The organism is Paragemmobacter amnigenus, from assembly GCF_009908265.2.
Taxonomy (GTDB): domain Bacteria; phylum Pseudomonadota; class Alphaproteobacteria; order Rhodobacterales; family Rhodobacteraceae; genus Paragemmobacter; species Paragemmobacter amnigenus.
The window spans coordinates 1-23,897 of record NZ_JAAATX020000005.1 but is presented as its reverse complement, the minus strand read 5'-3'; the positions used below and the strand labels follow the sequence as shown (position 1 = coordinate 23,897).

The window sequence follows — 23,897 nt, the reverse complement described above, 5'->3', positions numbered from 1 at the left end:
GCGCGGGCGGGGCGGTCGACTTTGCGCGGGGCTTGCCGTAAGTCCGTCAAGGAATGTTACCAAGGGGGACCGTCATGACCGCCAGTGCCGCGAGCGCCGTGGATGTGAAGGCGCTGTATTCGCAAGCTTTGGCACTGGTGCGCGAGGGGCGGGGCGAGGCGGCCTTGCCCGTCCTTGGCCGGATCATCGAGGCCAACCCGCGCGTGGCCGAGGCGCATTGGATGGCGGCGCAGATCTTTTGCGATGCGGACAATTTCCCCCGCGCGCTGGGACATGCCGAGGCGGCGGTGCGGTTGCGGCCTGCCGAGCCTGCGGTCTGGATCACCTGGGCGGATACAGTCGCGCTGTCCGGTGTGAAAGAGGCCGAGCGGGCCTTTCTGGCGGCCCTGCGCGAGGCGGGTTTGCCGATGCCCGTGAAACTGCGGCTGCAGGACCGGTTCGGGTCGCAGCGGGCGGCGGCGCGGCTGGATGTGCCGGGGGTGCCCGCGGCGCAGGTGCAGGGCGCGATGCGGCTGATGGCGGCGCGCGACTTCGCCAAGGCCGAGGCGCAGGCGGCGGCGCTTGTGCGGGCGCAGCCGAAATCGGCGCTGGCGGCCAACCTTCTGGGCAGCGCGCTGGCCGGGCAGGGCAAGACCGCCGCCGCGATGGCGCAGTTGCAGGCGGCGGCGAAGCTGGACCCCTTTTACCCCGAGCCGCATCTGAACGCCGCGCGGGTGCTGGTCGCCACCGGCAAGCCGGACGAGGCCGCGCGCGCCCTGCGGTCGGCCATTGCCCGCGCGCCCGATCTGGAGGCGGCGCTGCTGGAATACGGGACGATTCTGAACCAGCAGATGAAGGCCCAGCGGGCGAAGCCGTGGCTGGAGCGGGCGCTGCGTCTGCAGCCGAAATCCGTGGCGGGGCTGATCGCCATGGGCAATTGCTGCACCCAGCTGCGCGAGCACGAGGAGGCGGCGGATCACCTGCGGCGGGCGGTCGACCTGTCCGCGCGCAAATCGCCCGAGGCGCTGTGCCTGCTGTCGCAATCGCTGTCCCATCTGGGTCGGGATGACGAGGCGCTGGCCTTGGTGGACGAGGCGCTGGCGCTGCGGCCCGATTTCCTGCTGGCGATCGTCCGCAAGGCGACGCTGTTGCAGCTTCTGGGGCGGTTCGACGAGGCCGAGGGGTATTTCCGCACCGCGATGGAGCGGGCGCCGCAGGATGGCGAGCTGTTCCGCAACTACATGGCCAGCCACAAGGCCGGTCCGGACGATCCGCTGGTCGACCAGATGATGGCGCGGATCGAGGAGCCCGCTCTGGACGACCGCGCGCGGATGGGCTTTGCCTTTGCCATTGCCAAGGGGCTCGAGGACCAGAAGCGCCACGATGCCGCCTTTGCCTATATCCGGCAGGGCAATGATCTGATGCGGAAGCTCTACCCCTATGACATCGAGGAGCGGCGGGCCGAGGTTGCCTTGCTGAAACGGGTGATGGCGGGGTTCGACTGGGCGGGCACGCAGGTGCCGGAGCCGAGCGCGGCAGCCCCCATCTTCGTCACCGGGATGCCGCGGTCGGGGACAACGCTGGTCGAGCAGATCATTTCCAGCCATTCGTCGGTGACGGGGGCGGGAGAGCTGGGTCTGTTTCTGAAAAGCGCACGCGATGCGGGTTTTGCCGCACGCGACCAGCGGCTGGCCGACATGCCGCCCGAGGCGATCGCCCGCATCGGCCATGACTTCGCGCGGCAGCTAGCAGAGCGGTTCCCCGATGCGGCGCGGATCACCGACAAGTCGATCACGACCTACAACTATATCGGCCTTGTCCGGCTTGCCCTGCCGCAGGCGCGCATCGTCGTCGTGCGGCGCGATCCGCGCGACACGCTGCTGTCGATCTACAAGAACCGCTTTCCCGAGGGCACGCATCCCTATGCCTATGACCTGCGCGATCTTGCCAACTATTACGCCACCTTCGTCGAGATGGTGGAGTTCTGGCGGGCCGAGACGCCGGACTGGTTCACCGAGGTGCAGTACGAGACGCTGGTCGCCAACCCCGAGGCCGAGTCGCGCAGGCTGGTCGCGGCCTGCGGGCTGGACTGGGAAGATGCCTGCCTGAACTTCCATGAGAACAAGCGCAGGGTTGACACGTTGAGCGTGTATCAGGTGCGGCAACCGATCAGCGGGGGGTCGGTCAAGGCGTGGCAGCGGTACGAGGCAGAGCTGGCCCCGATGATCGAGGTGCTGGCCGAGCGGGGGCTCTTGCCGGAGTGATAACGGCCAAGGCTTTATGAATAAACGGTTTTCCTTCCGGTGGCCGCCCTGTGACGGGGCGGCCTTTTGCATGGCTGCCACGGTGACTGTGGCGCGAATGCATCGTTAACCTTTATTAATCATATCCTGTTGACCCATCACACTTTGTAATGGCAGAAAGACGGGAGTAGTTTCCGCCCATCGGTTCTTACCAGTAAGGAGACTACCAATGAAAAAAGTACTGCTCGCGACGACCATGCTCGTCGCCGGCGCGTCGATCGCCGCCGCTGAAGTGACCCTGTCGGGTGACGCGCGGATGGGGATCGTGAAGTCGGGCAAGGACAATGCGCTGACCCTGTCGACCGACGAAGGCGCTGCTACCTTCACCTCGCGTGCCCGCGTCACCTTCACCATGTCGGCTGAGTCGGATTCGGGTCTGTCCTATGGCGCTTCGTTCCGTGCGGACAATGCGGCAAACGCTGCCAGCGGCCTCGCCGGTTCGGTGTTCATCTCCGGCGCGTTCGGCAAGCTGTCCATGGGCGACGTCGACGGCGCTGCTCAAACAGCAACCGGCAACGTCGCGCAGAAGAGCCTGACGGGTCTGGGTGATCTGAGCGAGTCGACTTTCCTGGGCGCAGGCGGGATGACGCATCCCGATGCAGCTGGTCTTTCCGCCGAGGACAAAGAAACCCTGCGTGTCCTTGGCGTTTCGACGAACATTACGAATGACCCGACGCTGCTGTACGAGTACGCCGCTGGCGCGTTCACTGGCTATGTGTCGTTCACCAACCCCCGCGATACGATTTGGCTGGTGGATCCTACTGCCGCTACTCCGGCGGAACGTAGTGCACTTCTGTCCAACGCTGAAGCGTGGGCAGTTGGCGGTAAGTACACGTTCGGTGACTATGCCGTTGGTCTGGGTTACGAAAAGCTGTCAGGCTATGTTTCGGACACCCTTGACCCGGGTGCGATGGACACGCTGGACGTCGCTACGCCCGACAACACCAGCCTGAAGCACATTGTTGCGACGGTTGAAGGCACTGTAGCGGGTCTGTCTTTCAAGGGCCTTTACGGGAAGGCTTCTGGCACGGTCGCCGGAGATACGCTTGCTGACCTCGGTCTGAGCGGGAAGCAGTACGCGGCTTCGGTCTCGTACTCGACCAACGGCATCACCGGCACCGCGTTCTATACTGACGATTCGGGCGTTGGTGGAATCGCAGCCTATGGCCTCGGCGCTTCCTACGATCTGGGCGGTGGCGCTTCGATCGTCGGCGGCGTTGCCAAGACCAAGGTCAGTGGCCCCGACTCCACCTCGATGGACCTCGGCGTGACCTTCACGTTCTGATCGGACCCCGATCAACCGGAAAAGGGCGGGCCTTGTGCCCGCCCTTTTTCTTTGCCTGTCTTTCCTTTGCCGCGCCGCTATGTTCCTGATGCGGCGGGAAAACCGGAGGGGCGGATGGGACTGGCGGACATCACGGCGCGGGTGCGGGCGGCAGAGGCGGCTGCGGGGCGGGCGGCGGGGTCTGTCCAGTTGATCGCGGTCAGCAAGGTGCAGCCGCTGGAACGGGTGGTGGCGGTGCTGGAGCAAGGCCACCGCCTGTTCGGCGAGAATTACGTGCAGGAGGCGGCGGGGAAGTGGCCCGACCTGCGCGCGCGGTTCGGGGCGGTGGCGGTGCATATGATCGGGCCTTTGCAGACGAACAAGGCGAAGGTTGCGGTGGACCTGTTCGACGCGATCCATACGGTGGACCGCCCCTCGCTGGCCGAAAAGCTGGCGCGGCTGGCGCAGGAGCGGGGGCGCTGTCCCGCGCTGTTCGTGCAGGTCAATACGGGGGAAGAGCCGCAGAAGGCCGGTGTCCTGCCCGCCGATCTGGACGGGTTCGTGGAGAGGTGTCGGGCGATGGACCTGCCCCTGTCGGGCCTGATGTGCATCCCGCCCGAGGGCGAGGATGCGGGGCCGCATTTCGCGATGCTGGCGGGGATGGCGGCGCGCAACGGGCTGAGCGGGCTGTCGATGGGGATGAGCGGGGATTTCGAGGCGGCGATTGCGGCGGGCGCGACCCATGTGCGCGTGGGATCGGCGATCTTTGGCGCGCGGAATTACGGATAGGCAGGATGGGCAATATTGCCCATCCTACGCCAGCCAGACCCGCGCATAGGGCGGCAGGGCGATGTTGCCGTGGTGGGTTTCGACGGGGTGGTTCGACAGCTCGTCCTGCATGCGCGTCGCCCCTTGCGCGCGGGCCCAGTCTTCGGGGACATGCGCCCAGCTTTCGGCGAAGTTGAACAGGCAGAGCAGCGTTCCCGTCGGCGCGTCGCGGCGGAAGGCGAGGATTTGCGGGATGTCGCAGGGCACCACTCGGATCGGGTGGGCGGCGTGCAGGGCGGGGGTCGCGCGGCGGCGCTGCAGGATGTGGCGCACCCCCAGCCAGACGCGCGAGGCATGGGTCAGCCCGTCATGGCGCGTCGCGGCGGCGGTCCAGTCCATGCGGGGGCGGTGGATCCAGCGGCTGTCATGGGCGTGTTCGGGGGTGTCGCGGTAGCTGTAATCGTTCAGGGCCGCCAGCTCGTCGCCCATATAGATCAGCGGGATGCCCCCCCATGCCGCGATCAGGGCGTGGCCCATCAGGATGCGCTGGGTGGCATGTTCCGCCTCGGCCATGTTGCCTTCGGCGATGGCTTTTTCGAGGCCGGCGAGCGAGGCGAAGCTGCCCGAAATGCGCTTGTCCCCCGTGGCGGGGTTTTCCTGGAACAGCGCGCCGCGGGCGAAGCTGCCGGGGAAGGAGCCGTCGTAGAAATCCGACAGGAAGGCGCGGTGGCCGGGGCCGGAGAGGTGGAGGGCGGCGGCATCCTCGTCCGTCACGGCCCAGCCGATGTCGTCATGGCAGCGGATATAGGTGGCGTAGGTCGCATTGGTCAGCCGGTCGGGGAAATGGGTTCCCATCACATGCGTCATCAGCCGCGTGTCGCGGGTGGCGAGCGATGACCAGAACTGCACCATGAGCGAGTTGTGATAGGCGAGGTTGCCTTCCTTGCCGTCATGTCTGCCGCGGCCAAGGTAGGGGAGCATTTCGGCGGGGGCGACGATCGCCTCTTCCAGATGCAGGACGGCGGGGCAGGTGATGCGGCAGACGGCGCGCAGGGCCTGAAGCAGCATGTGCACTTCGGGTTCGGACTGGCAGCGGGTGCCCATCCGTTTCCACATGAAGGCCACGGCGTCGAGGCGCAGGACATCCACGCCGCGATTGGCGAGGAAGAGCATGATGTCCGCGATTTCCAGAAAGACCTGCGGGTTGGCCCAGTTCAGGTCCCACTGGTGTTCGTTGAAGGTGGTCCAGACCCATTTGCCGAAATCGGGGTAATGGGTGAAATTGCCCGGCGCGTTGTCGGGGAAGACCTCGACCAGCGTTTCTTCATAGCGCTTTGGAAGGTCGGGCGCGTCGAACATCAGGTAATAGTCCTGATAGGCTGGGTCGCCCTTTGCGGCGCGCTGCGCCCAGTCATGTTCCTTGGCGGTGTGGTTCAGGACGAGGTCGATGCAGACCGAGATGCCGCGTTTGCGGAGTTCGGCGGTGACCTGTTCGAAATCGGCCATGGTGCCGTAGGCGGGGTTGATGGCGCGGTAGTCCATGACGGAATAGCCGCCGTCGCTGTCGCCCGGGCGGGGTTTCAGGCAGGGCATGAAATGGACGTAGGTGATCCCGAGGTCTTGGAGATAATCCAGTTTTTCCAGAACGTTATGCAGGTTTCCGGCGAAGCGGTCGATGTAGAAGACATAGCCCGCCATGTCGGGCCGCTGGAACCAGTCGGGTTCCAGATCGCGTTTCAGGTCCAGCCGTTTCAGGTCGGGCGCGCGGTCGGCCCATGCCTTGCGCATGGTGTCCAGCAGTCGCTCGCGGAAGGCGGGATAGGCGGGGTGTTCGCCATAGAGGGCGTCAAGCATCGGCCAGAGGTCCGGTGCGCTGCGGTCAAGGCGCAATGCTAAGATGTCGTCATCCGAAGATGGCGTGCGGGCCATGGTCCGTCCTCCCCTGTCGAGGCGCACATTATGCGGTCCAAAGCGGTTTGGGAAGCGGGATTCAGGGGCGGATGATCAGGCGAGTCTCGTGCCGGATGCGGTTCGCGATCCAGAGGAGGTCAGGCCGCGCGAAGGCGACGCAGCCTGCGGTGGCGCGGCGGGGGCGGCGCCATGTGTGCACGAAGATGGCGGAGCCGTGGCCGGGGTCGGCATGGGGCCAGTTCCAGTCGGTCAGCAGGATCAGGTCGTACATCGGGTCGGGCCGCGTCAGGCGTTCGTGCGACCATGGATGGGGGGCGCGGACCATCAGGTTGTAGTCGGGGTCGCGCGGGTCGTCGGACCACAGGTCGGACGGGCCGAAGGGCAGCGCCCAATCGGGCAGGGCGCGCGGTGACAGGCGGTCGGGGCGGTAGAGCATGCCGACAAAGCGGTGCACCCCTGCTGGGGTGGCGCCGTCGCCTTCGCGTTTGGCGCGGGCGGGGACGATGCCGCCTCGCCCGATGGAACAGGGGAAGGTCCGCCCCATGAAGCGCGCGCCCCACCGGGTGACGATCAGGTCTGACGGTTTCACAGGAGGTGCCCGGATTTCGCGGCCTTGGTCGCCAGATAGGCGGCGTTCTGGTCGGTCTGGCCGACCTTCAGCGGGACGCGTTCGGTGACGGTCAGGCCGCAGCTTTCCATCATGGCGATCTTGCGCGGGTTGTTGGTCAGCAGGCGCACGGAGGAAAAGCCCATCTGGCGGAGGATGCCGGCGCCGATGCGGAAGTCGCGTTCGTCATCCTCGAACCCCAGACGGTGGTTCGCCTCGACCGTGTCGAAGCCCTGATCCTGAAGGGAATAGGCGCGCATCTTGTTGGCCAGCCCGATCCCCCGCCCTTCCTGATTGAGGTAGAGCAGGACGCCCGCGCCTTCCTGTCCCATCTGGGCCAGCGCCGCGCGCAGTTGCGGGCCGCAGTCGCATTTCAGCGACCCCAGCACATCGCCGGTGAAGCAGGCGGAATGCAGGCGGGCAAGGACGGGGAGGGAGCGGTCTGGTTTGCCCACCTCGATCGCGTAATGCTCTTCGGCGCCGTCTTCGGGGCGGAAGATGTGGACGCGGCCCGCCTGTGCGGCAGCCATGGGCAGGCGGGCGTTGACGACCGCGTGCAGGGGCGACATGCGCGCCAGTTCCGGCGCGATGTCGGCATGGGGCAGCAGGGTGAGGCCGTTTTCTTCGGCCAGAGCCAGACCATGGGGGACGGGCACCAGCAGGGCGGCGGGCAGGAGGTGGGCGGATTTCACCAGTTGCAGCGCGGTGCGGTGCAGGTCCGACTGGCCATCGCGCAGGCTGCGGAGCGGGCCTTTCAGCGGCACGCGCAGGTCATCGGCGGGGTCGGCAAGGGCGCGGAGCCAGTCCACCCCCATATCGGCGGGCACCAGAATCCGCGCGATGTCGCCGTCATAGGCGGGGGTTTTCAGCGTTTCGGCGCGGCGGGCGGTCAGGGCCAGTTCCGGCTGGCCCAGTGCGCGCAGGGCGGCGAGGCGGGCAGGTTCCAGCGATTCCACCGCCACGACCAGAAAGGCGCGGCCGTCGCCTGTCATGACAACGGGTACGCCCATGCGCAGGTCACCGCGTGCGCGGGCAAGGCGTTCGACAGGGGTAGGGGCAAGGGCGGAGCGTATCGGCATGTAATCCTCTGCCCCTATCTAGGCGGATGCGCGGGAAATTGAAACATATCCCCACAAGCCGACACGACCGCGTGAGAGGATGGTTGCAATTCTTGCCGGAGGCGCGCGCGGGGCGCATCTGGAAGGCAGCGGACAGTAACGGAGGCTCGGATGGGCACGCTGAGGAAAATCCTTCTGGTCGATGACGATGACGACCTGCGCGAGGCGCTGAGCGAGCAATTGGTGATGACCGAGGATTTCGACGTGTTCGAGGCCCGCACCGGCGCCGAGGGGATGGAGAAGGCGAAGGCGGGGCTTTACGACCTTGTGATCCTTGACGTGGGTCTGCCCGATACCGACGGGCGCGAGCTGTGCCGCCGGATGCGGAAGGGCGGGGTGAAGTGTCCGGTGCTTATGCTGACGGGTCACGATTCGGATGCGGACACCATTCTGGGGCTGGACGCGGGGGCGAATGACTATGTGACCAAGCCATTCAAATTCCCTGTGTTGCTTGCGCGCATCAGGGCGCAGTTGCGCCAGCACGAGCAATCCGAGGACGCGATCTTCCAGCTGGGCCCCTATACCTTCAAGCCGGCGCAGAAGATGCTGGTGGACGAGAAGGACAAGAAGATCCGTCTGACGGAAAAGGAAACCAACATCCTGAAGTATCTTTATCGCGCACAACAAGGCGTTGTGGCCCGCGATGTGCTGCTGCATGAGGTCTGGGGCTACAATGCCGGTGTGACGACCCATACGCTGGAAACCCACATCTACCGGTTGCGGCAGAAGATCGAACCCGATCCGTCCAATGCGCGTTTGCTGGTGACGGAGAGCGGCGGTTACCGTCTGGTGGCCTGAGGTCTTATTGTCGCCGGATTCACTCCCTATATACCCTTTCATGCGAGATTGATCGCATGACCGATCCCCTTGCCATGTCGGGGTCATGACATGGCATCCTCCCTGTTGGAACTGGCCGGGCTTCGTGCCCGGCCTTTTTTCTGCCGCCGGAACGATGCGGCGCAGATATTGATTTGTGTCAAGGTTTCGCAAACGGGCCTGCGATAGACAGGGCCTACCTCCCTGTTGGACTTGATGCCCGGGCCAGAATTGCCCGGGCTTTTTCCTGCCGGAGTGCGCGGTTTCATACCAAAGTATAATTAAACGGCTTTTGGTTTTCGCCGTGATCTTTGTAAGAAGGCGTCGTGCTGCAGGTGGTCTGCGGCCCATTTGGAGGTTTCTATGCGTTACATGTTCGTGGCCGCGCTGGCCGCCCTGTCGGCAACCCCGGTTCTGGCCGAAGATTTGGTCTTCACGCTGGAGAATGCCAGCTCGCACACCCTGAACGAGATGTATGTCTCGCCTACCGAAGCGGATGAATGGGGCGACAACATCCTGGGCGACCAGATCGTGGCGCCGGGTGAAACGGCGACCGTCACCATCACCGGCGGTTCGGAAATCTGCGAGTTCGACCTGCGCTTCGCCACCGCCGAGGGCGGCGAGCTGGAGCAGACGCAGGATCTGTGCGGGATCGAGACCTACACGCTCAACGACTGAGCGCGGGCTTGAGCATCGGGACGGTCGGCCCTAGGGTCTGCCGTCCCTTTTGCCGGAGCCTGCGAATGCCCTTCACCCTTGCCACTTGGAACATCAACTCGGTCCGCCTGCGCGAGGGGCTGGTGGCGCGGCTGATGGCGGATGAGGGGCCGGATGTGCTGTGCCTGCAGGAATGCAAGAGCCCGGTCGAGAAGATCCCCGTCGAGACGTTCCGCGCGCTGGGTTACACCCACATGGTCGCACGGGGGCAGAAGGGGTATAACGGCGTCGCGATCATTTCCAAGCTGCCGCTGGAAGAGGTGGGGGCGCGGGATTTTGCCAGCCTCGGCCATGCGCGGCACGTGGCGGCGCGGCTGCCCAACGGGGTGGTGATCCACAACTGCTATGTTCCGGCGGGGGGCGACATTCCCGACCGCGAGCAGAACGAGAAGTTCGGCCAGAAGCTGGATTTCCTGACCGAGATGCGGGACCATTTCTTTGCGGAAAAGCCTGCGCGGTCCATCCTCGTGGGTGATCTGAACATCGCCCCGCGCGAGGATGATGTCTGGTCGCACAAGCAGCTTTTGAAGATCGTGAGCCACACACCGATCGAGGTGGAGCATCTGGCGCAGGCGCAGGATGCGGGGAAATGGGTGGATATCACGCGGCAGGATATTCCGTCGGGGCTGCTCTATTCGTGGTGGTCCTATCGCGCGGCGGATTGGGATGCGGCGGACAAGGGGCGGCGGCTGGACCATGTCTGGGCGACGCCGGATATCGCCAATGCGGGGCATGGCAGCCGCATCCTGCGGCCCTGTCGCGGGTGGGAGCAGCCGTCGGACCATGTGCCGGTATTCGCGTCCTTCGACATCTGATCCCCTTTCGCCGCGCGGCCAATCTGGGTAATCCATGGGCCGGAACGGCAAGACGGAGCCTGCCGGTGCTGAATTTCGTGATGCTGCGCGACAGCCGCCCCTGCGTTTGGTTCTACCGCGTCGAGGTCAGCTACAACCTGTTCGGCGAGTATTCCGTGCTGCGCGAATGGGGGCGGACGGGCAAGCGGGGCAAGGCCTTGCTGGTGTGGTTTTCCAATCTGCGCGACGCCTGTCTGGCGGCAGAGCGGTGGCGCAGGCGGGCGGGACGGCGCGGATACCGCGCCTTGGAAGGATAAGGCATGACGCATCTGTGGGTACGGGCCGAGCAGCGCCCGAACGAGGAACGGGTCGGACTGACGCCCGAGGGCGCGGCGGCGCTGGTCAAGGCGGGGATACGGGTGTCGGTCGAGGAAAGCTCGGTCCGGGCCATTCCGATCGACGGCTACCGCGCGGCGGGGTGCGAGATCGTGGCGGAAAACCTGTGGCCCGATGCGCCGCGCGACGCGATCATCTTCGGCCTGAAGGAATTGCCCGAGGATGGCACGCCCCTGGTGCATCGCCACATCATGTTCGGCCATGCCTACAAGGGCCAGCCTGCGGGGCGCGACTTGCTGCGCCGGTTCAAGGCGGGCGGCGGGACGCTCTATGATCTGGAATATCTGGTGGACGAAGGCGGGCGGCGCGTCGCGGCCTTCGGCTATTGGGCGGGGTTTGCGGGGGCGGCTGTTTCCCTGAAATGCTGGGCGGCGCAGCAGCGCGGCGGGATCGCGGGGCCGGTGGCCAAGTATGCCAGTCAGGCGGCGCTGATCGCCGATCTGGAGCGCGAGATGGCGGGCATGGACCGCCCCCGCGCCATCGTCATCGGCGCGCTGGGGCGCGTGGGGACGGGGGCGTCGGACCTGTGCGCCAAGATGGGCGTGGCGGTGACGAAATGGGACATGGCCGAAACCGCAAGCGGCGGGCCGTTTCCGGAGGTGTTGCAGCACGAGATCTTCCTGAACTGCATCCTTGCGCGACCGGGGTGTCCGGTCTTCGTGCCGGCCAGCGCCAAGACCGACCCGCGCAAGCTGACGGTGATCGGGGATATCGCCTGCGATCCGACGTCGGACTTTTCGCCCATCAAGGTCTATGACCGCGCGACGGACTGGGCCGCGCCCGCGCTGCGCGTGGCGGAGAACCCGCCGCTGGATGTGACGGCGATCGACAACCTGCCGTCGCTGATGCCGGTGGAATCGTCGCAGGATTACGCGGCGCAACTTCTGCCCAGCCTGCTGACGCTGGGCGAGCTTGGCGCGGGTGTCTGGGGGCGGGCGAAGGCGGAATACGACCGGCATATCGCCACGGTGTGACGCGGAGAGGCAAATTCCTTGGAAGGAATTTGCAAAAATCTTCGAAGATTTTTGCGGGGCGGGGGCCCCGCCAAGGGAGACGGGAACATGACGATCCATTGGTGCGGGACGGGGCTTTCCTCGGTGCCGGGGCTGCGGCGGCTGATCGAGGGCGGGCACAAGGTGGTGGTGTGGAACCGCACCGTCGAAAAGGCGCGCGAGGCGGTGGGCGACCTGACGCAGGACATCCGGCCCTATGCCCTGGATGCGCTGGCGGCGGCGTTGCAGGCGGGGGATGTGGCGATTTCCATGCTGCCCGCGGATCAGCATGTGGGGATTGCCAAGGTCTGTCTGGAAAAGGGCGCGCATTTCGTGTCGTCGTCCTACATCGCGCCGGAGATGCGGGCGCTGGATGACGACTTCCGCGCAAAGGGCCTGTGTTCGGTGAACGAGGTGGGTCTGGACCCCGGCATCGACCATCTGATGGCGCATGACCTTGTGGTGCGGTATCGGGCGTCGGCGGCCTATGACGCGGGCAACGTGCTGTCCTTCACCTCCTATTGCGGGGGGGTGCCGAAGATCGCCAATCCGTTCCGCTACAAGTTTTCGTGGTCGCCGCTGGGCGTGCTGAAGGCGCTGCGGTCGCCGTCGCGGTCCTTGCGGAATTTCAGCGAGCTGCGGGTGAACCGGCCATGGGATGCGATCACTGCCTATGACGCGCCGCTGCCCGTGCCCGAGAGTTTCGAGGTTTATCCCAACCGCGATTCCTATCCCTTCATGGAAGATTACCGCTTCGACCCCGACTGGAAGGTCAGGGATTTCGTGCGCGGCACCATCCGCCTGAACGGCTGGGCCGAGGCATGGGCGCCCGTGTTCCGCGAGATCGAGACGCTGGAAGGCCCCGCGGGCGATGCGCGGCTGGCCGAGATGGCGGCGCAGTTCTGGGCCGAGAATTCCTATGACGAGGGCGAGCCGGATCGCGTGATCCTGTTTGTGTCGCTGAAGGCCGAGCGGGACGGCAAGGTCGTCTGGCACGAGGAATGGGCGATGGACGCATGGGGCGATGCGCGCGGGACGGCCATGGCGCGGCTGGTGTCGGTGCCTGTGTCTCTGGCGGTCGAATCGGTGCTGTCGCGCGAGATTCCGGCGGGGGTCCATGCCGCGCCGCATGACCCGAAGCTTCTGGCGAAGTGGATGGGGCAGATCCGCGGGCTGGCCCAGTATCTGGAGCGGGTGGACCATCTGGCGCGCTGAGGCGCGCCGTGATGTGAGGTGACAGCGGGGCCATCCTGCGGCTAGACTGCACGCCAGATCCGGGGGCACATCCGGGCGGGGCAGTGCAGGTACAGGCGGGGATGGCAGCCAGCAGGACATCATCGGCGGGGTCGCTGGGAAACCGGTTTGCCGTCTGGCGCGCAGGTCTGGCGCGGCCCGCGCAGGCCTTCCTGTCGCAGCCCGAGCCGCGCACCATCGGGCTGTTCGCGCGCGGGCGGCAACTGGTGGCGGGCAACTTCCTGTTTGCGGGCAAGCTGGTCGAGGCGCCGGGGACCGCGATCTGGGACGTGGCCGCGCCCGATCCGGCCTTTGCGACCGAGATACAGGGGTTTGTCTGGCTGGACGATCTGGCCGCGCTGGGCGATGCGGCGGCGCGCAAGCGGGCGCAGGACTGGACCTATGGCTGGATCGCGCGCTTCGGGCGCGGGCGGGGGGCGGGCTGGACGCCGGAACTGACGGGGCGGCGGCTGATCCGGTGGATCAACCATGCGACGCTGATCCTGCAGGGGCAGGACAGGGCGGGGTCCGAGACCTATTTCCGTGCGCTGACGGTGCAGACGCATTTCCTTGCGCGGCGATGGATGCGGGCGGCGCCGGGTCTGGCGCGGTTCGAGGCGCTGACGGGGCTGATCGTGGCGGGGCTGGCGCTGGAGGGGAAGGCGGGGCTGGTGCGCGGGGCGGTGCAGGCGCTGGCGCGGGATTGCCAGCGCGAAGTGGATGCGGGCGGCGGCATCCCGACGCGCAACCCCGAGGATCTGCTGGAGGTGCTGACGCTGCTGAACTGGGCGGTGCAGGCATTGGCCGAGGCGGGGCGGGATGTTCCGGTGGAGCTGACCACGGCGGTGGGGCGGATCGTGCCGACGCTGCGCGCGCTGCGCCATGCGGATGGCGGTCTGGCGCGGTTCCACGGCGGCGGGCGCGGGCTGGAGGGGCGGCTGGATCAGGCGCTGGCGGTGTCGGGTGTGCGGGGCGGGCCGGTGGCGGGCGTTCCTGCGATGGGCTTCGTGCGGCTGGCCTCGGGCCGGTCGACGGTCATCGTGGATGCGGCGGCACCGCCGGACGGGGCGGCGGGCGAGAATGCCCATGCCTCGACGCTGGCTTTCGAGCTGACCTCGGGGCGGCGGCCGGTGATCGTGAGTTGCGGGTCGGGGCGGCCCTTCGGCGAGGACTGGGCACTGGCAGGGCGGGCGACGGCGTCGCATTCCACACTGTCGCTGGAGGGGTCGTCGTCGTCGCGGCTGGGCAAGGGCGGGGCCGAGTTCGCGTCGCGCGCGCAGGTCATTGCCATGCAGCAGGCGCAGGATCACGGGGGGGTGCATCTGTCGGCGGCGCATGGGGGCTGGGTGGCGAGCCACGGTCTGACCCATGCGCGTATCCTTACGCTGGACGTGCAGGGGCGGCGGCTGACGGGGACCGATCTGCTGGAGGCGCGGGGCGCGGCGGATCGCAAGCGGCTGTCCTCCGTTCTGGCCCGGCGGCCCGAGGGCGTGGCCTTTGCGGTGCGGTTCCACCTGCATCCCGATGTGGATGCCACGCTGGACATGGGCGGGACGGCGGTGTCGCTGGCGCTCAAGTCGGGGGAAATCTGGGTGTTCCGTCATGACGGTGCCGGAATCTTGGGCCTTGAACCGTCGGCCTATCTGGAAAAAGGGCGTTTGCAGCCGCGTGCGACAAAACAGATCGTCCTTTCGGCGCTTGCCGGCGGGTTTGAAAGCCGGATCGGCTGGACCTTGGCAAAGGCACAGGATACTCCGCTCGCCATCCGCGATCTGGACCGCGAGGAATTGCCGGTTCCGGTCTGACCTGTCCTTTGGGGGGTGCTAAGCATGACCAACCTCGTTCCCATCGGCCGCGCGCTGATTTCCGTTTCCGACAAGTCGGGTCTGCTGGACCTTGCCCGCGCGCTGGCGGCAAGGGGGGTGGAGCTGATCTCGACCGGCGGCACGTCGGGGATGCTGCGGACGGCGGGGCTGACGGTGCGGGACGTGTCGGATGTCACGGGGTTCCCCGAGATGATGGACGGGCGGGTCAAGACGCTGCACCCCAATGTGCATGGCGCGCTGCTGGCGCTGCGGGACGATGACGAACACCTGCTGGCCATGGCGGCGCACGGGATCGAGCCGATCGACCTGCTGATCGTGAACCTGTATCCGTTCGAGGAGACGGTGGCGAAGGGAGCGGATCACGCGACCTGCATCGAGAATATCGACATCGGCGGACCTGCGATGATCCGCGCGGCGTCGAAGAACCACCGCTTCGTGACGGTGCTGACGGACCCTGCGGATTACCAGCCGCTCTTGGACCAGATGGCGGCGCATGGCGGGGCGACGACGCTGGCCTTTCGGCAGAAGATGGCGCTGACGGCCTATAGCCGCACGGCGGCCTATGATGCGGCGGTGTCGAACTGGCTGGCGGGCGAGATCGGCGAGACGGCGCCGCGCTACCGGTCCTTTGCGGGCAAGCTGGCGCAGGGGCTGCGCTATGGCGAGAACCCGCATCAGGGCGCGGCCTTCTACACCGACGGGTCCAAGCGCGAGGGCGTGGCGACCGCGAAGCAGTGGCAGGGCAAGGAGCTGTCCTACAACAACATCAACGACACCGACGCGGCCTTTGAACTGGTGTCGGAATTCGCGGGGGCGGGTCCGGCCTGCGCGATCATCAAGCATGCCAATCCCTGCGGCGTGGCGACGGGTGCGACGCTGGAAGAGGCCTATGCGCGGGCCTATGACTGCGACCGCACCTCGGCCTTCGGCGGGATCGTGGCGCTGAACCGGCCGCTGGATGCGGCGACGGCCGAGCGGATCACCGAGATTTTCACCGAGGTCGTCATCGCGCCGGGCGCGAGCGACGAGGCGCGGGCGATCTTTGCCGCGAAGAAGAACCTGCGGCTTTTGACGACGGCGGGTCTGGCCGATGCGCGGGCCAAGGGGACGGCGTTCAAACAGGTGGCGGGCGGGTTTCTGGTGCAGGACCGTGATGCGGGCAGCCTGACGGCGGCGGACCTGAAGGTGGTGACAAAGCGCGCGCCGACCGAGGCGGAGATGGCGGATTTGCTGTTTGCGTGGAAGGTCGCCAAGCATGTGAAGTCCAATGCCATCATCTATGTGAAGGACGGGGCCACGGTGGGCGTGGGCGCGGGCCAGATGAGCCGGATCGACAGCACCCGCATCGCCGCCCGCAAGTCGCAGGACATGGCCGAGGCGCTGGGCCTGTCCACGCCGCTGACCCGCGGGTCGGTGGTGGCGTCGGATGCCTTCTTCCCCTTTGCCGACGGGTTGATCGCGGCGGCCGAGGCGGGGGCCACGGCCATCATCCAGCCCGGCGGGTCGATGCGCGATGACGAGGTGATCGCGGCGGCGGATGCGGCGGGGCTGGCGATGGTGTTCACCGGCATGCGGCACTTCCGTCACTGAGGGGGGATAGGACCATGAGGATCGCTGCCATCACCGCCGCCGTGATCTTCGTTCTGGATCAGGTCAGCAAATGGGCCGTCGTGCAGGCGATGAACCTGATCGAGCGGGGGGCGATCGATGTGTGGCCGCCCTTCCTGACGTTCCGCATGGCGTGGAACCGGGGGGTGAATTTCGGCCTGTTCGCCCATGATGCCGAGATCATGCGCTGGGTGCTGATCGCGGTGGCGCTGGGGATTTCGGTATGGGTGTGGCTGTGGATTCGGCGCGAGGGGGCGGGGCGCTGGGCGCAGGTCTCGGCGGGGCTGCTGGTGGGCGGCGCGCTGGGCAATGTGATCGACAGGATCGTCTATGGCGCGGTGGCGGATTTCCTGAACATGTCCTGCTGCGGGATCGAGAACCCCTATGCCTTCAACGTGGCGGATATCGCCATCTTTGCCGGTGCGATCGGGCTGATCCTGTTCACGGGTGGCGGCAAGGCGGATGGTGGCAAGGCGGGGCGCAAGGCCGGAAAGACCCCGTGACGCGCCGCGCGACTTGCGCTAAGACGGGGGCGAAGAGTGTGACGGAGGCAGGCATGCGGGCAGAACGGCGTTTCCTCGCCATCGCGGCGGCGATGGTGCTGACGCTTGCGGCATGCGGCAATGGCGACAAGGTGCCGTCGCTGATGAACATCCGGTCGACCACCGCAGGTCCGGACGAATTCGGGATCATTCCGCCCAAAGCACTGGAAATGCCCGAGGATCTGGCCGTGCTGCCGGAACCCACACCCGGTGGCATGAACCGCACCGACCGCGACCCCGAGGCCGAGGCCGTGGCGGCGCTGGGCGGCAATCTGGGCCCGCGCGACGGGGTCAGTGCGGCGCATGCGGGGCTTTACAATTATGCCGCGCGCTATGGCGTGACGGCGGATATCCGCGCGACGCTGGCGGCCGAGGATCTGGAATACCGGCGCAAGAATGACGGGCGTCTGCTGGAACGGCTGTTCGACGTGAACGTCTATTTCAAGGCCTATGAGCCCATGTCGCTGGACCAGCAGGCCGAGCTGTGGCGCTGGCGCCGTGCCGGTGCCGCGACGCCCTCTGCCCCGCCGCCGCAGCCGGGCGAGGACGAGTAACATCCGCGTAGGGGCGGGTTGATCCCGCCGTCCGTCCGGCGCACCTTGACGCCGGATGCCCGCGCTGTCGGGTCTGCCGGAGGAAGCGATGCCGAAGATACCGGGCCCCCTGCGCGCCCTTGCCCGCGTTGCCGCGCCGATGCTGTGCCTGTGGGCGATGCCCGCGCTGGCGGACGAGGATGTCACGTCCTTCCGTCTGGACAACGGGCTGGAGGTGGTGGTGATCGAGGATCACCGCGCGCCGGTCGTGGTGCAGATGGTGTGGTATCGCGTGGGCGCGGCGGATGAACCGGCGGGCAAGTCGGGCATCGCGCATTTTCTGGAACACCTGATGTTCAAGGGCACCGACGAGGTGGGGCCGGGCGCGTTTTCGGAACTGGTCGAGGCGCAGGGGGGCAGTGACAATGCCTTTACCAGCTGGGATTACACCGCCTATTTCCAGCGCGTGGCGGCGGACCGGCTGGACCTGATGATGAAGCTGGAGGCGGACCGCATGTCCGACCTGAGGCTGGCGAAGGAACAGGTCGACCCCGAGCGGCAGGTCATTCTGGAAGAGCGCAACCAGCGCACGGATTCCAGCCCCGGTGCGCTGCTGGGGGAACAGATGCGGGCGGCGCAATATCTGCACCATCCCTATGGGCGGCCCATCATCGGCTGGCGGCACGAGATGGAGGGGCTGACGCAGGAGGATGCGCTGGACTTCTATCGCGCGCATTACGCGCCGAACAACGCGATCCTTGTCGTGGCGGGGGATGTGACGCCCGATCAGGTGCGCGCCATGGCGCAAACCCATTACGGCCCGATCCCCGCCGCGCCGGAGGTGACCCCCCGCCAGCGCGTGGCCGAGCCGCCGCAACTGGCGGAACGGCGGATGGTTCTGGCCGATGCGCGGGTGTCCGAACCCTATGTCAGCCGCACCTATCTGGCACCGGAACGTGACCCCGGCGACCAGAAGACCGCTGCGGCGCTGAGCATTCTGGCCGAATTGCTGGGCGGGAACGGGACGACATCCGTTCTGGCCCGCGCGTTGCAGTTCGACACGCAGAAGGCGGTCTATGCCGCGGCCTTCTACGATCCGTCGAGCGTGGATGACACGGTCTTCAGTCTGGTCGTGGTGCCCACGCCCGACACCCCGCTGGAAGAGGCCGAGGCAGCTATGGACGCGGCCATTACCCGCTTCATCGAAGAGGGGCCGGACCCCGAGGCCTTTGCCCGCATCAAGACGCAGATCAGGGCCGCCGACATCTATGCCCGCGACGATGCCGAAGGTCTGGCGCGGCTTTATGGCGAGGGGCTGGCGGTGGGGCTGACGGTCGAGGATATCGAGGCATGGCCGGATGTACTGGACGCGGTGACGCCCGAGGACGTGGTGGCGGCGGCGAAGCAGGTCTTTGACCGCGACCGCGCCGTGACCGGTTACCTGATGCGCGAGGAGGTCGCCCAATGACCCGTCTGTTCCGGCTGATCCCCGCTGCGGTGGCGCTTGTCCTGCTGGCCCTGCCCGCGCGGGCGGCGGTGGATATCCAGACCGTCACCTCGCCCGGCGGGATCACCGCATGGCTGGTGGAGGAGGATGGCATCCCCTTTACCGCGCTGGAAATCCGGTTCCGCGGCGGGTCGAGCCTTGATCCTGCGGGCAAGGAGGGGGCGGTCAACCTGATGACCGCGCTGATCGAGGAAGGGGCGGGCGAGATGGACGCGCAGGCCTTTGCCGCCGCGCGCGACGGGCTGGCGGCGTCCTTCACCTTTGCGTCGGATATCGACACGGTGGCGGTGTCGGCGCGGTTCCTGACCGAGAACCGCGATCAGGCGGTCGATCTGCTGCGGCAGGCGATCACCGCGCCGCGCTTCGACGCCGATGCGGTGGAGCGGGTGCGGGGTCAGGTTCTGGCGGGGTTGCGGTCCGATGCCAAGGACCCCGAGACGATTGCCAGCGACCTGTTCCGCGACATGGCCTTTGAAGGGCATCCCTACGAGCGGGACAGCGACGGCACCCTCGACAGCGTGACCGCCCTGACGCGGGACGATCTGGTGGCCGCGCATCGGGCGGCGCTGGCGCGGGACCGCATCTATGTGGCGGCGGCGGGGGATATCACGCCCGAGGAGCTGGGCGCGCTGCTGGACGAGCTTCTGGGCGCGCTGCCCGAAACGGGCGCGCCGCAGGCGGGGCGGGCGGAGTTCCATGCCACGGGCGGGGTGACGGTCAGCGACTTTCCCGGTCCGCAATCGGTGGTGCTGTTCGGCCATTCGGGCATCCGGCGCGACGATCCCGACTTCTTCGCCGCGACCATCCTGAACGAGGTTCTGGGCGGTGGCCGCTTTTCCGCCCGTTTGATGACCGAGGTGCGCGAGAAGCGCGGTCTGACCTATGGGATCGGCACGTCGCTGGTGGGGTATGACAATGCCGAGATGGTGATGGGACAGGCCGCCGTCGCCAATGCCCGCGTGGCCGAGGCGATGGAGGTGATCCGCGCGGAATGGGCCCGGATCGCGACCGAGGGGATCACGGCGGAGGAGCTGGAAAAGACCAAGACCTATCTGACCGGGGCCTATCCGCTGCGCTTTGACGGGAACGGGCAGTTGGCGACGATCATGGTGAACATGCAGCTGATCGACCTGCCGCCCGATTACCCCAAGACGCGCAACGACAAGGTCAATGCGGTCACGGCTGCGGATGTGAAGCGGGTGGCGGCAAGTCTGTTCCGCCCTGCCGACCTGCGCTTTGTCGTGGTGGGCCAGCCCGAGGGCGTGACTGCCACCGACTGACGGGCCGAATCTGTAGAACTGCGTGGCTGGGCCTGCTACATATGGGTGCATGAACGCACCCAGCCCCAAGATATCCGGCCCGTCCGGCCGTCCGGTGATACGCCAGTTGGACGAGGCGGCGGTCAATCGCATCGCGGCGGGCGAGGTGGTGGAACGTCCCGCCTCTGCCGTGAAGGAGCTGGTGGAAAACGCGCTGGACGCGGGGGCAAGCCGGATTTCGGTCGATTATGCGGACGGGGGCAAGACGCTGATCCGCGTGACGGATGACGGCTGCGGGATGACGGCGGAGGATCTGCCGCTGGCGCTGTGTCGTCATGCGACGTCCAAGATCGACGGGTCGGACCTGCTGGACATCCACAGCTTCGGCTTTCGCGGCGAGGCGCTGCCGTCGCTGGGGTCGGTCGGGCGGCTGACCATCACCTCGCGCGCGGCGGGGGAGGAGGCGGCGCAGATTGCCGTGGCGGGCGGGCGGATGGGCGCGGTGAAGCCTGCCGCCCTGACCCGTGGCACGGTGGTGGAATTGCGCGACCTGTTCTTCGCCACGCCCGCGCGGTTGAAGTTCCTGCGGTCGGACAGGGCCGAGGCGCAGGCGATCGCCGATGTGGTGCGGCGGCTGGCCATGGCTGAACCCACGGTGGGCTTCACCCTGCGCGATCTGACGGGCGGGGGCGAGGGGCGGGTGATGTTCCGCGCCGATCCGACGGGGGGCGATTTCTTCGACGCGCTGCATGCAAGGCTGGCGCAGGTTCTGGGGGCCGAGTTCACGCAGAATTCCGTGCGGGTGGATGTGGACCGCGACGGACTGCGGCTGACGGGCTATGCCGCGCTGCCCACCTATTCGCGCGGGTCGTCGGTGCAGCAGTTCGTCTTCGTCAACGGTCGCCCCGTTCTGGACCGGATGCTGTTCGGCGCGCTGCGGGTGGCCTATTTCGATTTCCTGTCGCGCGACCGGCATCCGGCGGCGGTGCTGAACGTGATCTGCGATCCGGAACGGGTGGATGTGAACGTCCACCCCGCCAAGGCCGAGGTCCGGTTCAGGGAGCCCGAGGCGGTGCGGTCGCTGGTCATCACCGGCCTTCGCGCGGCGCTGACGGGGGCGGGGCATCGGGCAAGCTCCACCGTGGCGGATGCGACGCTGGCGGCGTTCCGGCCCGAACCGGTGGCGGCGATGCCCCCGCGCGTCTACCAGATGGACCGCGCGGGTCAGGCGACGCTGGCGCGCAGCTTTGCCTTTCAGGCGCCCTTGCCCGACAGCGGCTTTGCCGAAGCCCCCGCCGCGCGGGCCGAAATGCCGGTGGAACCCGAGGCGCTATCCCGCCCGCTGGGGGCCGCGCGGGCGCAGGTGCATGAAAATTACATCATCGCCCAGACCCAGACGGGCATCGTCATCGTCGACCAGCACGCCGCGCATGAGCGGCTGGTCTATGAACGGCTGAAACGGCAGATGGCCGACCACGGCATCACCGCGCAGGCGCTGCTGATCCCCGAGATCGTGGACCTGTCGCCCGGTGACGCCGCGCGGCTGCTGGAGCATGCGCCCGCGCTGGCGCGGCTGGGGCTGGGGGTGGAGGCGTTTGGCGGGTCGGCGGTGGCAGTGCGCGAGACGCCCGCGATCCTTGGCGCCGTCAATGCGGCGGCCCTGGTGCGCGATGTGCTGGACGAACTGGCCGATGTGGGCGACAGCCAACTGGTGCAGGCCCGGATCGAGGCGGTGCTGTCGCGCATGGCCTGTCACGGATCGGTGCGGTCCGGCCGCCAGATGCGACCCGAGGAGATGAACGCCCTGCTGCGCGAGATGGAGGCGACGCCCCATTCCGGCCAGTGCAACCACGGGCGGCCGACCTATGTTGAACTCAAGCTGGCCGATATCGAGCGGCTGTTCGGACGGCGATGATTACCCTTGGCGGCGTGCAATATGCGTGGAACGACCCCCTTGTCCTGATTGCGGCGGGGGCTTTGGTCGTGGCGGTGGTGCTGCTTCTGACGCTGCGGGCGGCGGCGCGGTCGGCGCGGATGGCGGAACCGTTGCTGCGGCAGATGGAATGGATGGGCAACCGCGTTCAATCCCTGTCTGAAGGGCAGGAACGGCTGGCCGGTGGCCTGCATCACGTGTCCGAGGCGGCGGCGGTGGGGCAGTCCTCCATGCTGAAGCTGATGGAACAGCGGCTGGCCGATGTGCAGCGCCAGATGACCGAGGCGCTGCACGGCACATCCACCCGCACCGCGCGCAGCCTTGGCGAATTGCAGCAGCGGCTGGAAACCATCGACCGCGCGCAGGCCAATATCGAAAAGCTGTCGGGCAATGTGCTGTCCTTGCAGGACATCCTGTCGAACAAGCAGACGCGCGGTGCCTTTGGCGAGATCCAGTTGAACGACATCGTGCAGAAGGCGCTGCCGTCGGACAGTTTCACGATGCAGGCCACGCTGTCGAACGGGCGGCGGGCGGATTGTCTGGTGCATCTGCCCAAACCCCCCGGCCCCATCGTGATCGACGCCAAGTTCCCGCTGGAGGCATACGAGGCGCTGCGCCGCGCCGAGACCCCCGCGCAGGCGCAAGAGGCGCAGCGCCTGCTGCGCGCGGCGGTGCGGGCGCATATCAAGGCGATTTCCGAGAAGTATATCCTCGAGGGCGAGACGGCGGATGGCGCGCTGATGTTCCTGCCGTCCGAGGCGGTTTATGCCGAGCTTCACGCCAATTTCCCCGATGTGGTGCGCGAGGGGTTCGCGGCCAAGGTCTGGATCGTGTCGCCTACCACCTGCATGGCCACACTGAACACGATGCGCGCGGTGCTGAAGGATGCGCGGATGCGCGAACAGGCGGGGGCGATCCGCAAGGAACTGGCGCTGCTTTATGCCGATGTGGAACGGCTGGGCGCGCGGGTGGAGAACCTGGACCGCCATTTCGGGCAGGCGGTGAAGGATGTGGAAGAGATCAAGATTTCCACCGAAAAGGCCACGAAACGCGCCCGCCGTCTGGACAATTTCGACTTCGAGGAGATCGGGGGTCCTGCCGCGCCCCTGATTGCGCCGCGGGTCGCGGAATGATCCGCCGGACGGTGGCGGATTACACGCGCCAGCCGTGGAAGAACGGCAAGGGCGTGACGGTCGAGATGCTGCGGGTCGAGGTGGCGGGGCAGATGCTGCTGCGCCTGTCCATGGCGACGGTGGCCGAGGATGGGCCGTTTTCCATATTCGACGGGATCGAGCGGAACCTGACCGTGATCGACGGGCCGGGCTTCTGGCTGGAGGGGGCGGGCATCGCGCTGGATTGCGCGCCGCTGGTGCCGGTGGCCTTTGCCGGGGATGTGCCGGTGGCGGCGGTGGGGACCGGGGGCATCCCGTCGCGGGATTTCAACGTGATGACGGCGCGTGGGCTGCCGCGCCCCGTGGTGACGGTGGAACGGCGGGCCGATCTGGCGGCGGGGGGGCTGCTTGCGCTGTTTGCCTTGCAGGCGGGGGTGGTCGACGGGCAGGCAGTCGGCCTGCATGATCTGTGCCTAAGCGAAAGCCCGTCGCGGGTGGACGGGCTTTTCCTTGCCGTGCGGGTGTTCGGGCTGCCGTCGGGGGCGATCTAGATGTGAATTCTCGGGAGGTTGTTCACCCGAAGCGGGGTTAGGCTGCAATCGCCAAACTCCAGCCGAGGATTCCGCAGGATGAACAACCCGCACCAAGGTGCCCGCCTTACCGTCTACAGTCGAGAGCA

21 protein-coding genes are annotated in these 23,897 nt (G+C 67.1%); 18 read left to right on the top strand and 3 right to left on the bottom strand.

Features of this window, described 5'->3' with window-relative positions; translation table 11 throughout:
* Window positions 1-74: 74 nt before the first annotated feature.
* The 3 genes from GU927_RS07815 to GU927_RS07805 all read left to right on the top strand — a co-directional run bounded on the left by GU927_RS07815 (window position 75) and on the right by GU927_RS07805 (window position 4,335).
* The gene (locus GU927_RS07815) at window positions 75-2,243 is read left to right on the top strand and encodes a tetratricopeptide repeat-containing sulfotransferase family protein (RefSeq protein WP_161761802.1); all 2,169 of its coding nucleotides are present in this window, start codon (window positions 75-77) and stop codon (window positions 2,241-2,243) included.
* 208 nt (window positions 2,244-2,451) lie between these two features.
* Window positions 2,452-3,567: a porin gene (locus tag GU927_RS07810; protein WP_161761801.1), complete on the top strand. Its 1,116-nt coding sequence runs from the start codon at window positions 2,452-2,454 to the stop codon at window positions 3,565-3,567.
* Window positions 3,568-3,681: 114 nt separating this feature from the next.
* Complete coding sequence (locus GU927_RS07805; RefSeq protein WP_161761800.1) at window positions 3,682-4,335, top strand: YggS family pyridoxal phosphate-dependent enzyme; 654 nt, start codon at window positions 3,682-3,684, stop codon at window positions 4,333-4,335.
* Between the two features lie 24 nt (window positions 4,336-4,359).
* Here GU927_RS07805 and GU927_RS07800 read toward each other — a convergent pair whose 3' ends face one another.
* The 3 genes from GU927_RS07800 to ribA all read right to left on the bottom strand — a co-directional run bounded on the left by GU927_RS07800 (window position 4,360) and on the right by ribA (window position 7,911).
* A complete protein-coding gene (locus tag GU927_RS07800; RefSeq protein ID WP_232489159.1) occupies window positions 4,360-6,168 on the bottom strand; it encodes an amylosucrase in 1,809 nt (602 codons plus the stop codon).
* Window positions 6,169-6,304: 136 nt separating this feature from the next.
* Entirely contained in the window at window positions 6,305-6,814 is a 510-nt protein-coding gene (locus tag GU927_RS07795; protein WP_232489158.1) for a L,D-transpeptidase family protein, read from the bottom strand.
* A complete protein-coding gene (ribA, locus tag GU927_RS07790) occupies window positions 6,811-7,911 on the bottom strand; it encodes a GTP cyclohydrolase II (protein ID WP_161761798.1) in 1,101 nt (366 codons plus the stop codon). The genes GU927_RS07795 and ribA overlap by 4 nt, the downstream gene beginning before the upstream one ends.
* Before the next feature lie 150 nt (window positions 7,912-8,061).
* Here ribA and GU927_RS07785 point away from each other — a divergent pair, with 150 nt between their 5' ends.
* The 15 genes from GU927_RS07785 (at window position 8,062) to GU927_RS07715 (ending at window position 23,769) form a co-directional block, all read left to right on the top strand.
* Entirely contained in the window at window positions 8,062-8,748 is a 687-nt protein-coding gene (locus GU927_RS07785; RefSeq protein WP_161761797.1) for a response regulator transcription factor, read from the top strand.
* A 381-nt stretch (window positions 8,749-9,129) separates the two neighbouring features.
* On the top strand, window positions 9,130-9,444 hold the full coding sequence (locus GU927_RS07780; RefSeq protein WP_161761796.1) for a hypothetical protein: 315 nt from the start codon (window positions 9,130-9,132) through the stop codon (window positions 9,442-9,444).
* A 65-nt stretch (window positions 9,445-9,509) separates the two neighbouring features.
* Window positions 9,510-10,298 carry an exodeoxyribonuclease III gene (locus GU927_RS07775; protein ID WP_161761795.1) on the top strand — a complete coding sequence of 263 codons (789 nt, stop codon included), beginning with the start codon at window positions 9,510-9,512 and terminating at the stop codon, window positions 10,296-10,298.
* Window positions 10,299-10,363: 65 nt separating this feature from the next.
* Window positions 10,364-10,594 carry a WGR domain-containing protein gene (locus tag GU927_RS07770; RefSeq protein WP_394357665.1) on the top strand — a complete coding sequence of 77 codons (231 nt, stop codon included), beginning with the start codon at window positions 10,364-10,366 and terminating at the stop codon, window positions 10,592-10,594.
* A 3-nt stretch (window positions 10,595-10,597) separates the two neighbouring features.
* The gene (locus tag GU927_RS07765; RefSeq protein ID WP_161761794.1) at window positions 10,598-11,647 is read left to right on the top strand and encodes a saccharopine dehydrogenase; all 1,050 of its coding nucleotides are present in this window, start codon (window positions 10,598-10,600) and stop codon (window positions 11,645-11,647) included.
* Window positions 11,648-11,734: 87 nt separating this feature from the next.
* Window positions 11,735-12,880, top strand: a complete 1,146-nt coding sequence (locus GU927_RS07760) for a saccharopine dehydrogenase C-terminal domain-containing protein (protein WP_161761793.1) — start codon at window positions 11,735-11,737, stop codon at window positions 12,878-12,880.
* 101 nt (window positions 12,881-12,981) lie between these two features.
* Window positions 12,982-14,703, top strand: coding sequence for a heparinase II/III family protein (locus GU927_RS07755; RefSeq protein ID WP_161761792.1), 1,722 nt, complete (start codon window positions 12,982-12,984; stop codon window positions 14,701-14,703).
* A 24-nt stretch (window positions 14,704-14,727) separates the two neighbouring features.
* The gene (gene purH / locus GU927_RS07750) at window positions 14,728-16,314 is read left to right on the top strand and encodes a bifunctional phosphoribosylaminoimidazolecarboxamide formyltransferase/IMP cyclohydrolase (RefSeq protein ID WP_161761791.1); all 1,587 of its coding nucleotides are present in this window, start codon (window positions 14,728-14,730) and stop codon (window positions 16,312-16,314) included.
* 14 nt (window positions 16,315-16,328) lie between these two features.
* On the top strand, window positions 16,329-16,835 hold the full coding sequence (gene lspA / locus GU927_RS07745; protein ID WP_161761790.1) for a signal peptidase II: 507 nt from the start codon (window positions 16,329-16,331) through the stop codon (window positions 16,833-16,835).
* Window positions 16,836-16,888: 53 nt separating this feature from the next.
* Complete coding sequence (locus GU927_RS07740) at window positions 16,889-17,428, top strand: DUF3035 domain-containing protein (protein WP_161761789.1); 540 nt, start codon at window positions 16,889-16,891, stop codon at window positions 17,426-17,428.
* Between the two features lie 88 nt (window positions 17,429-17,516).
* On the top strand, window positions 17,517-18,875 hold the full coding sequence (locus tag GU927_RS07735) for a M16 family metallopeptidase (RefSeq protein WP_161761788.1): 1,359 nt from the start codon (window positions 17,517-17,519) through the stop codon (window positions 18,873-18,875).
* Entirely contained in the window at window positions 18,872-20,194 is a 1,323-nt protein-coding gene (locus GU927_RS07730; protein WP_161761787.1) for a M16 family metallopeptidase, read from the top strand. The genes GU927_RS07735 and GU927_RS07730 overlap by 4 nt, the downstream gene beginning before the upstream one ends.
* Window positions 20,195-20,243: 49 nt before the next feature.
* A complete protein-coding gene (mutL, locus tag GU927_RS07725; RefSeq protein ID WP_161761786.1) occupies window positions 20,244-22,088 on the top strand; it encodes a DNA mismatch repair endonuclease MutL in 1,845 nt (614 codons plus the stop codon).
* Window positions 22,085-23,239 (top strand): DNA recombination protein RmuC, encoded by a 1,155-nt coding sequence (locus GU927_RS07720; protein ID WP_161761785.1) that lies wholly within the window; start codon window positions 22,085-22,087, stop codon window positions 23,237-23,239. The genes mutL and GU927_RS07720 overlap by 4 nt, the downstream gene beginning before the upstream one ends.
* On the top strand, window positions 23,236-23,769 hold the full coding sequence (locus tag GU927_RS07715) for a HutD/Ves family protein (protein ID WP_161761784.1): 534 nt from the start codon (window positions 23,236-23,238) through the stop codon (window positions 23,767-23,769). Before GU927_RS07720 ends, GU927_RS07715 begins: the two co-directional genes overlap by 4 nt.
* Window positions 23,770-23,897: the final 128 nt, after the last annotated feature.

Coding starts and splice junctions, on each gene's coding strand:
- GU927_RS07815 (WP_161761802.1), top strand. CDS start 75: ATGACCGCCAGTGCCGCGAGCGCCGTGGATGTGAAGGCGCTGTATTCG.
- GU927_RS07810 (WP_161761801.1), top strand. CDS start 2,452: ATGAAAAAAGTACTGCTCGCGACGACCATGCTCGTCGCCGGCGCGTCG.
- GU927_RS07805 (WP_161761800.1), top strand. CDS start 3,682: ATGGGACTGGCGGACATCACGGCGCGGGTGCGGGCGGCAGAGGCGGCT.
- GU927_RS07800 (WP_232489159.1), bottom strand. CDS start 6,168: ATGCTTGACGCCCTCTATGGCGAACACCCCGCCTATCCCGCCTTCCGC.
- ribA (WP_161761798.1), bottom strand. CDS start 7,911: ATGCCGATACGCTCCGCCCTTGCCCCTACCCCTGTCGAACGCCTTGCC.
- GU927_RS07785 (WP_161761797.1), top strand. CDS start 8,062: ATGGGCACGCTGAGGAAAATCCTTCTGGTCGATGACGATGACGACCTG.
- GU927_RS07780 (WP_161761796.1), top strand. CDS start 9,130: ATGCGTTACATGTTCGTGGCCGCGCTGGCCGCCCTGTCGGCAACCCCG.
- GU927_RS07775 (WP_161761795.1), top strand. CDS start 9,510: ATGCCCTTCACCCTTGCCACTTGGAACATCAACTCGGTCCGCCTGCGC.
- GU927_RS07765 (WP_161761794.1), top strand. CDS start 10,598: ATGACGCATCTGTGGGTACGGGCCGAGCAGCGCCCGAACGAGGAACGG.
- GU927_RS07760 (WP_161761793.1), top strand. CDS start 11,735: ATGACGATCCATTGGTGCGGGACGGGGCTTTCCTCGGTGCCGGGGCTG.
- GU927_RS07755 (WP_161761792.1), top strand. CDS start 12,982: ATGGCAGCCAGCAGGACATCATCGGCGGGGTCGCTGGGAAACCGGTTT.
- purH (WP_161761791.1), top strand. CDS start 14,728: ATGACCAACCTCGTTCCCATCGGCCGCGCGCTGATTTCCGTTTCCGAC.
- lspA (WP_161761790.1), top strand. CDS start 16,329: ATGAGGATCGCTGCCATCACCGCCGCCGTGATCTTCGTTCTGGATCAG.
- GU927_RS07740 (WP_161761789.1), top strand. CDS start 16,889: ATGCGGGCAGAACGGCGTTTCCTCGCCATCGCGGCGGCGATGGTGCTG.
- GU927_RS07735 (WP_161761788.1), top strand. CDS start 17,517: ATGCCGAAGATACCGGGCCCCCTGCGCGCCCTTGCCCGCGTTGCCGCG.
- GU927_RS07730 (WP_161761787.1), top strand. CDS start 18,872: ATGACCCGTCTGTTCCGGCTGATCCCCGCTGCGGTGGCGCTTGTCCTG.
- mutL (WP_161761786.1), top strand. CDS start 20,244: ATGAACGCACCCAGCCCCAAGATATCCGGCCCGTCCGGCCGTCCGGTG.
- GU927_RS07720 (WP_161761785.1), top strand. CDS start 22,085: ATGATTACCCTTGGCGGCGTGCAATATGCGTGGAACGACCCCCTTGTC.
- GU927_RS07715 (WP_161761784.1), top strand. CDS start 23,236: ATGATCCGCCGGACGGTGGCGGATTACACGCGCCAGCCGTGGAAGAAC.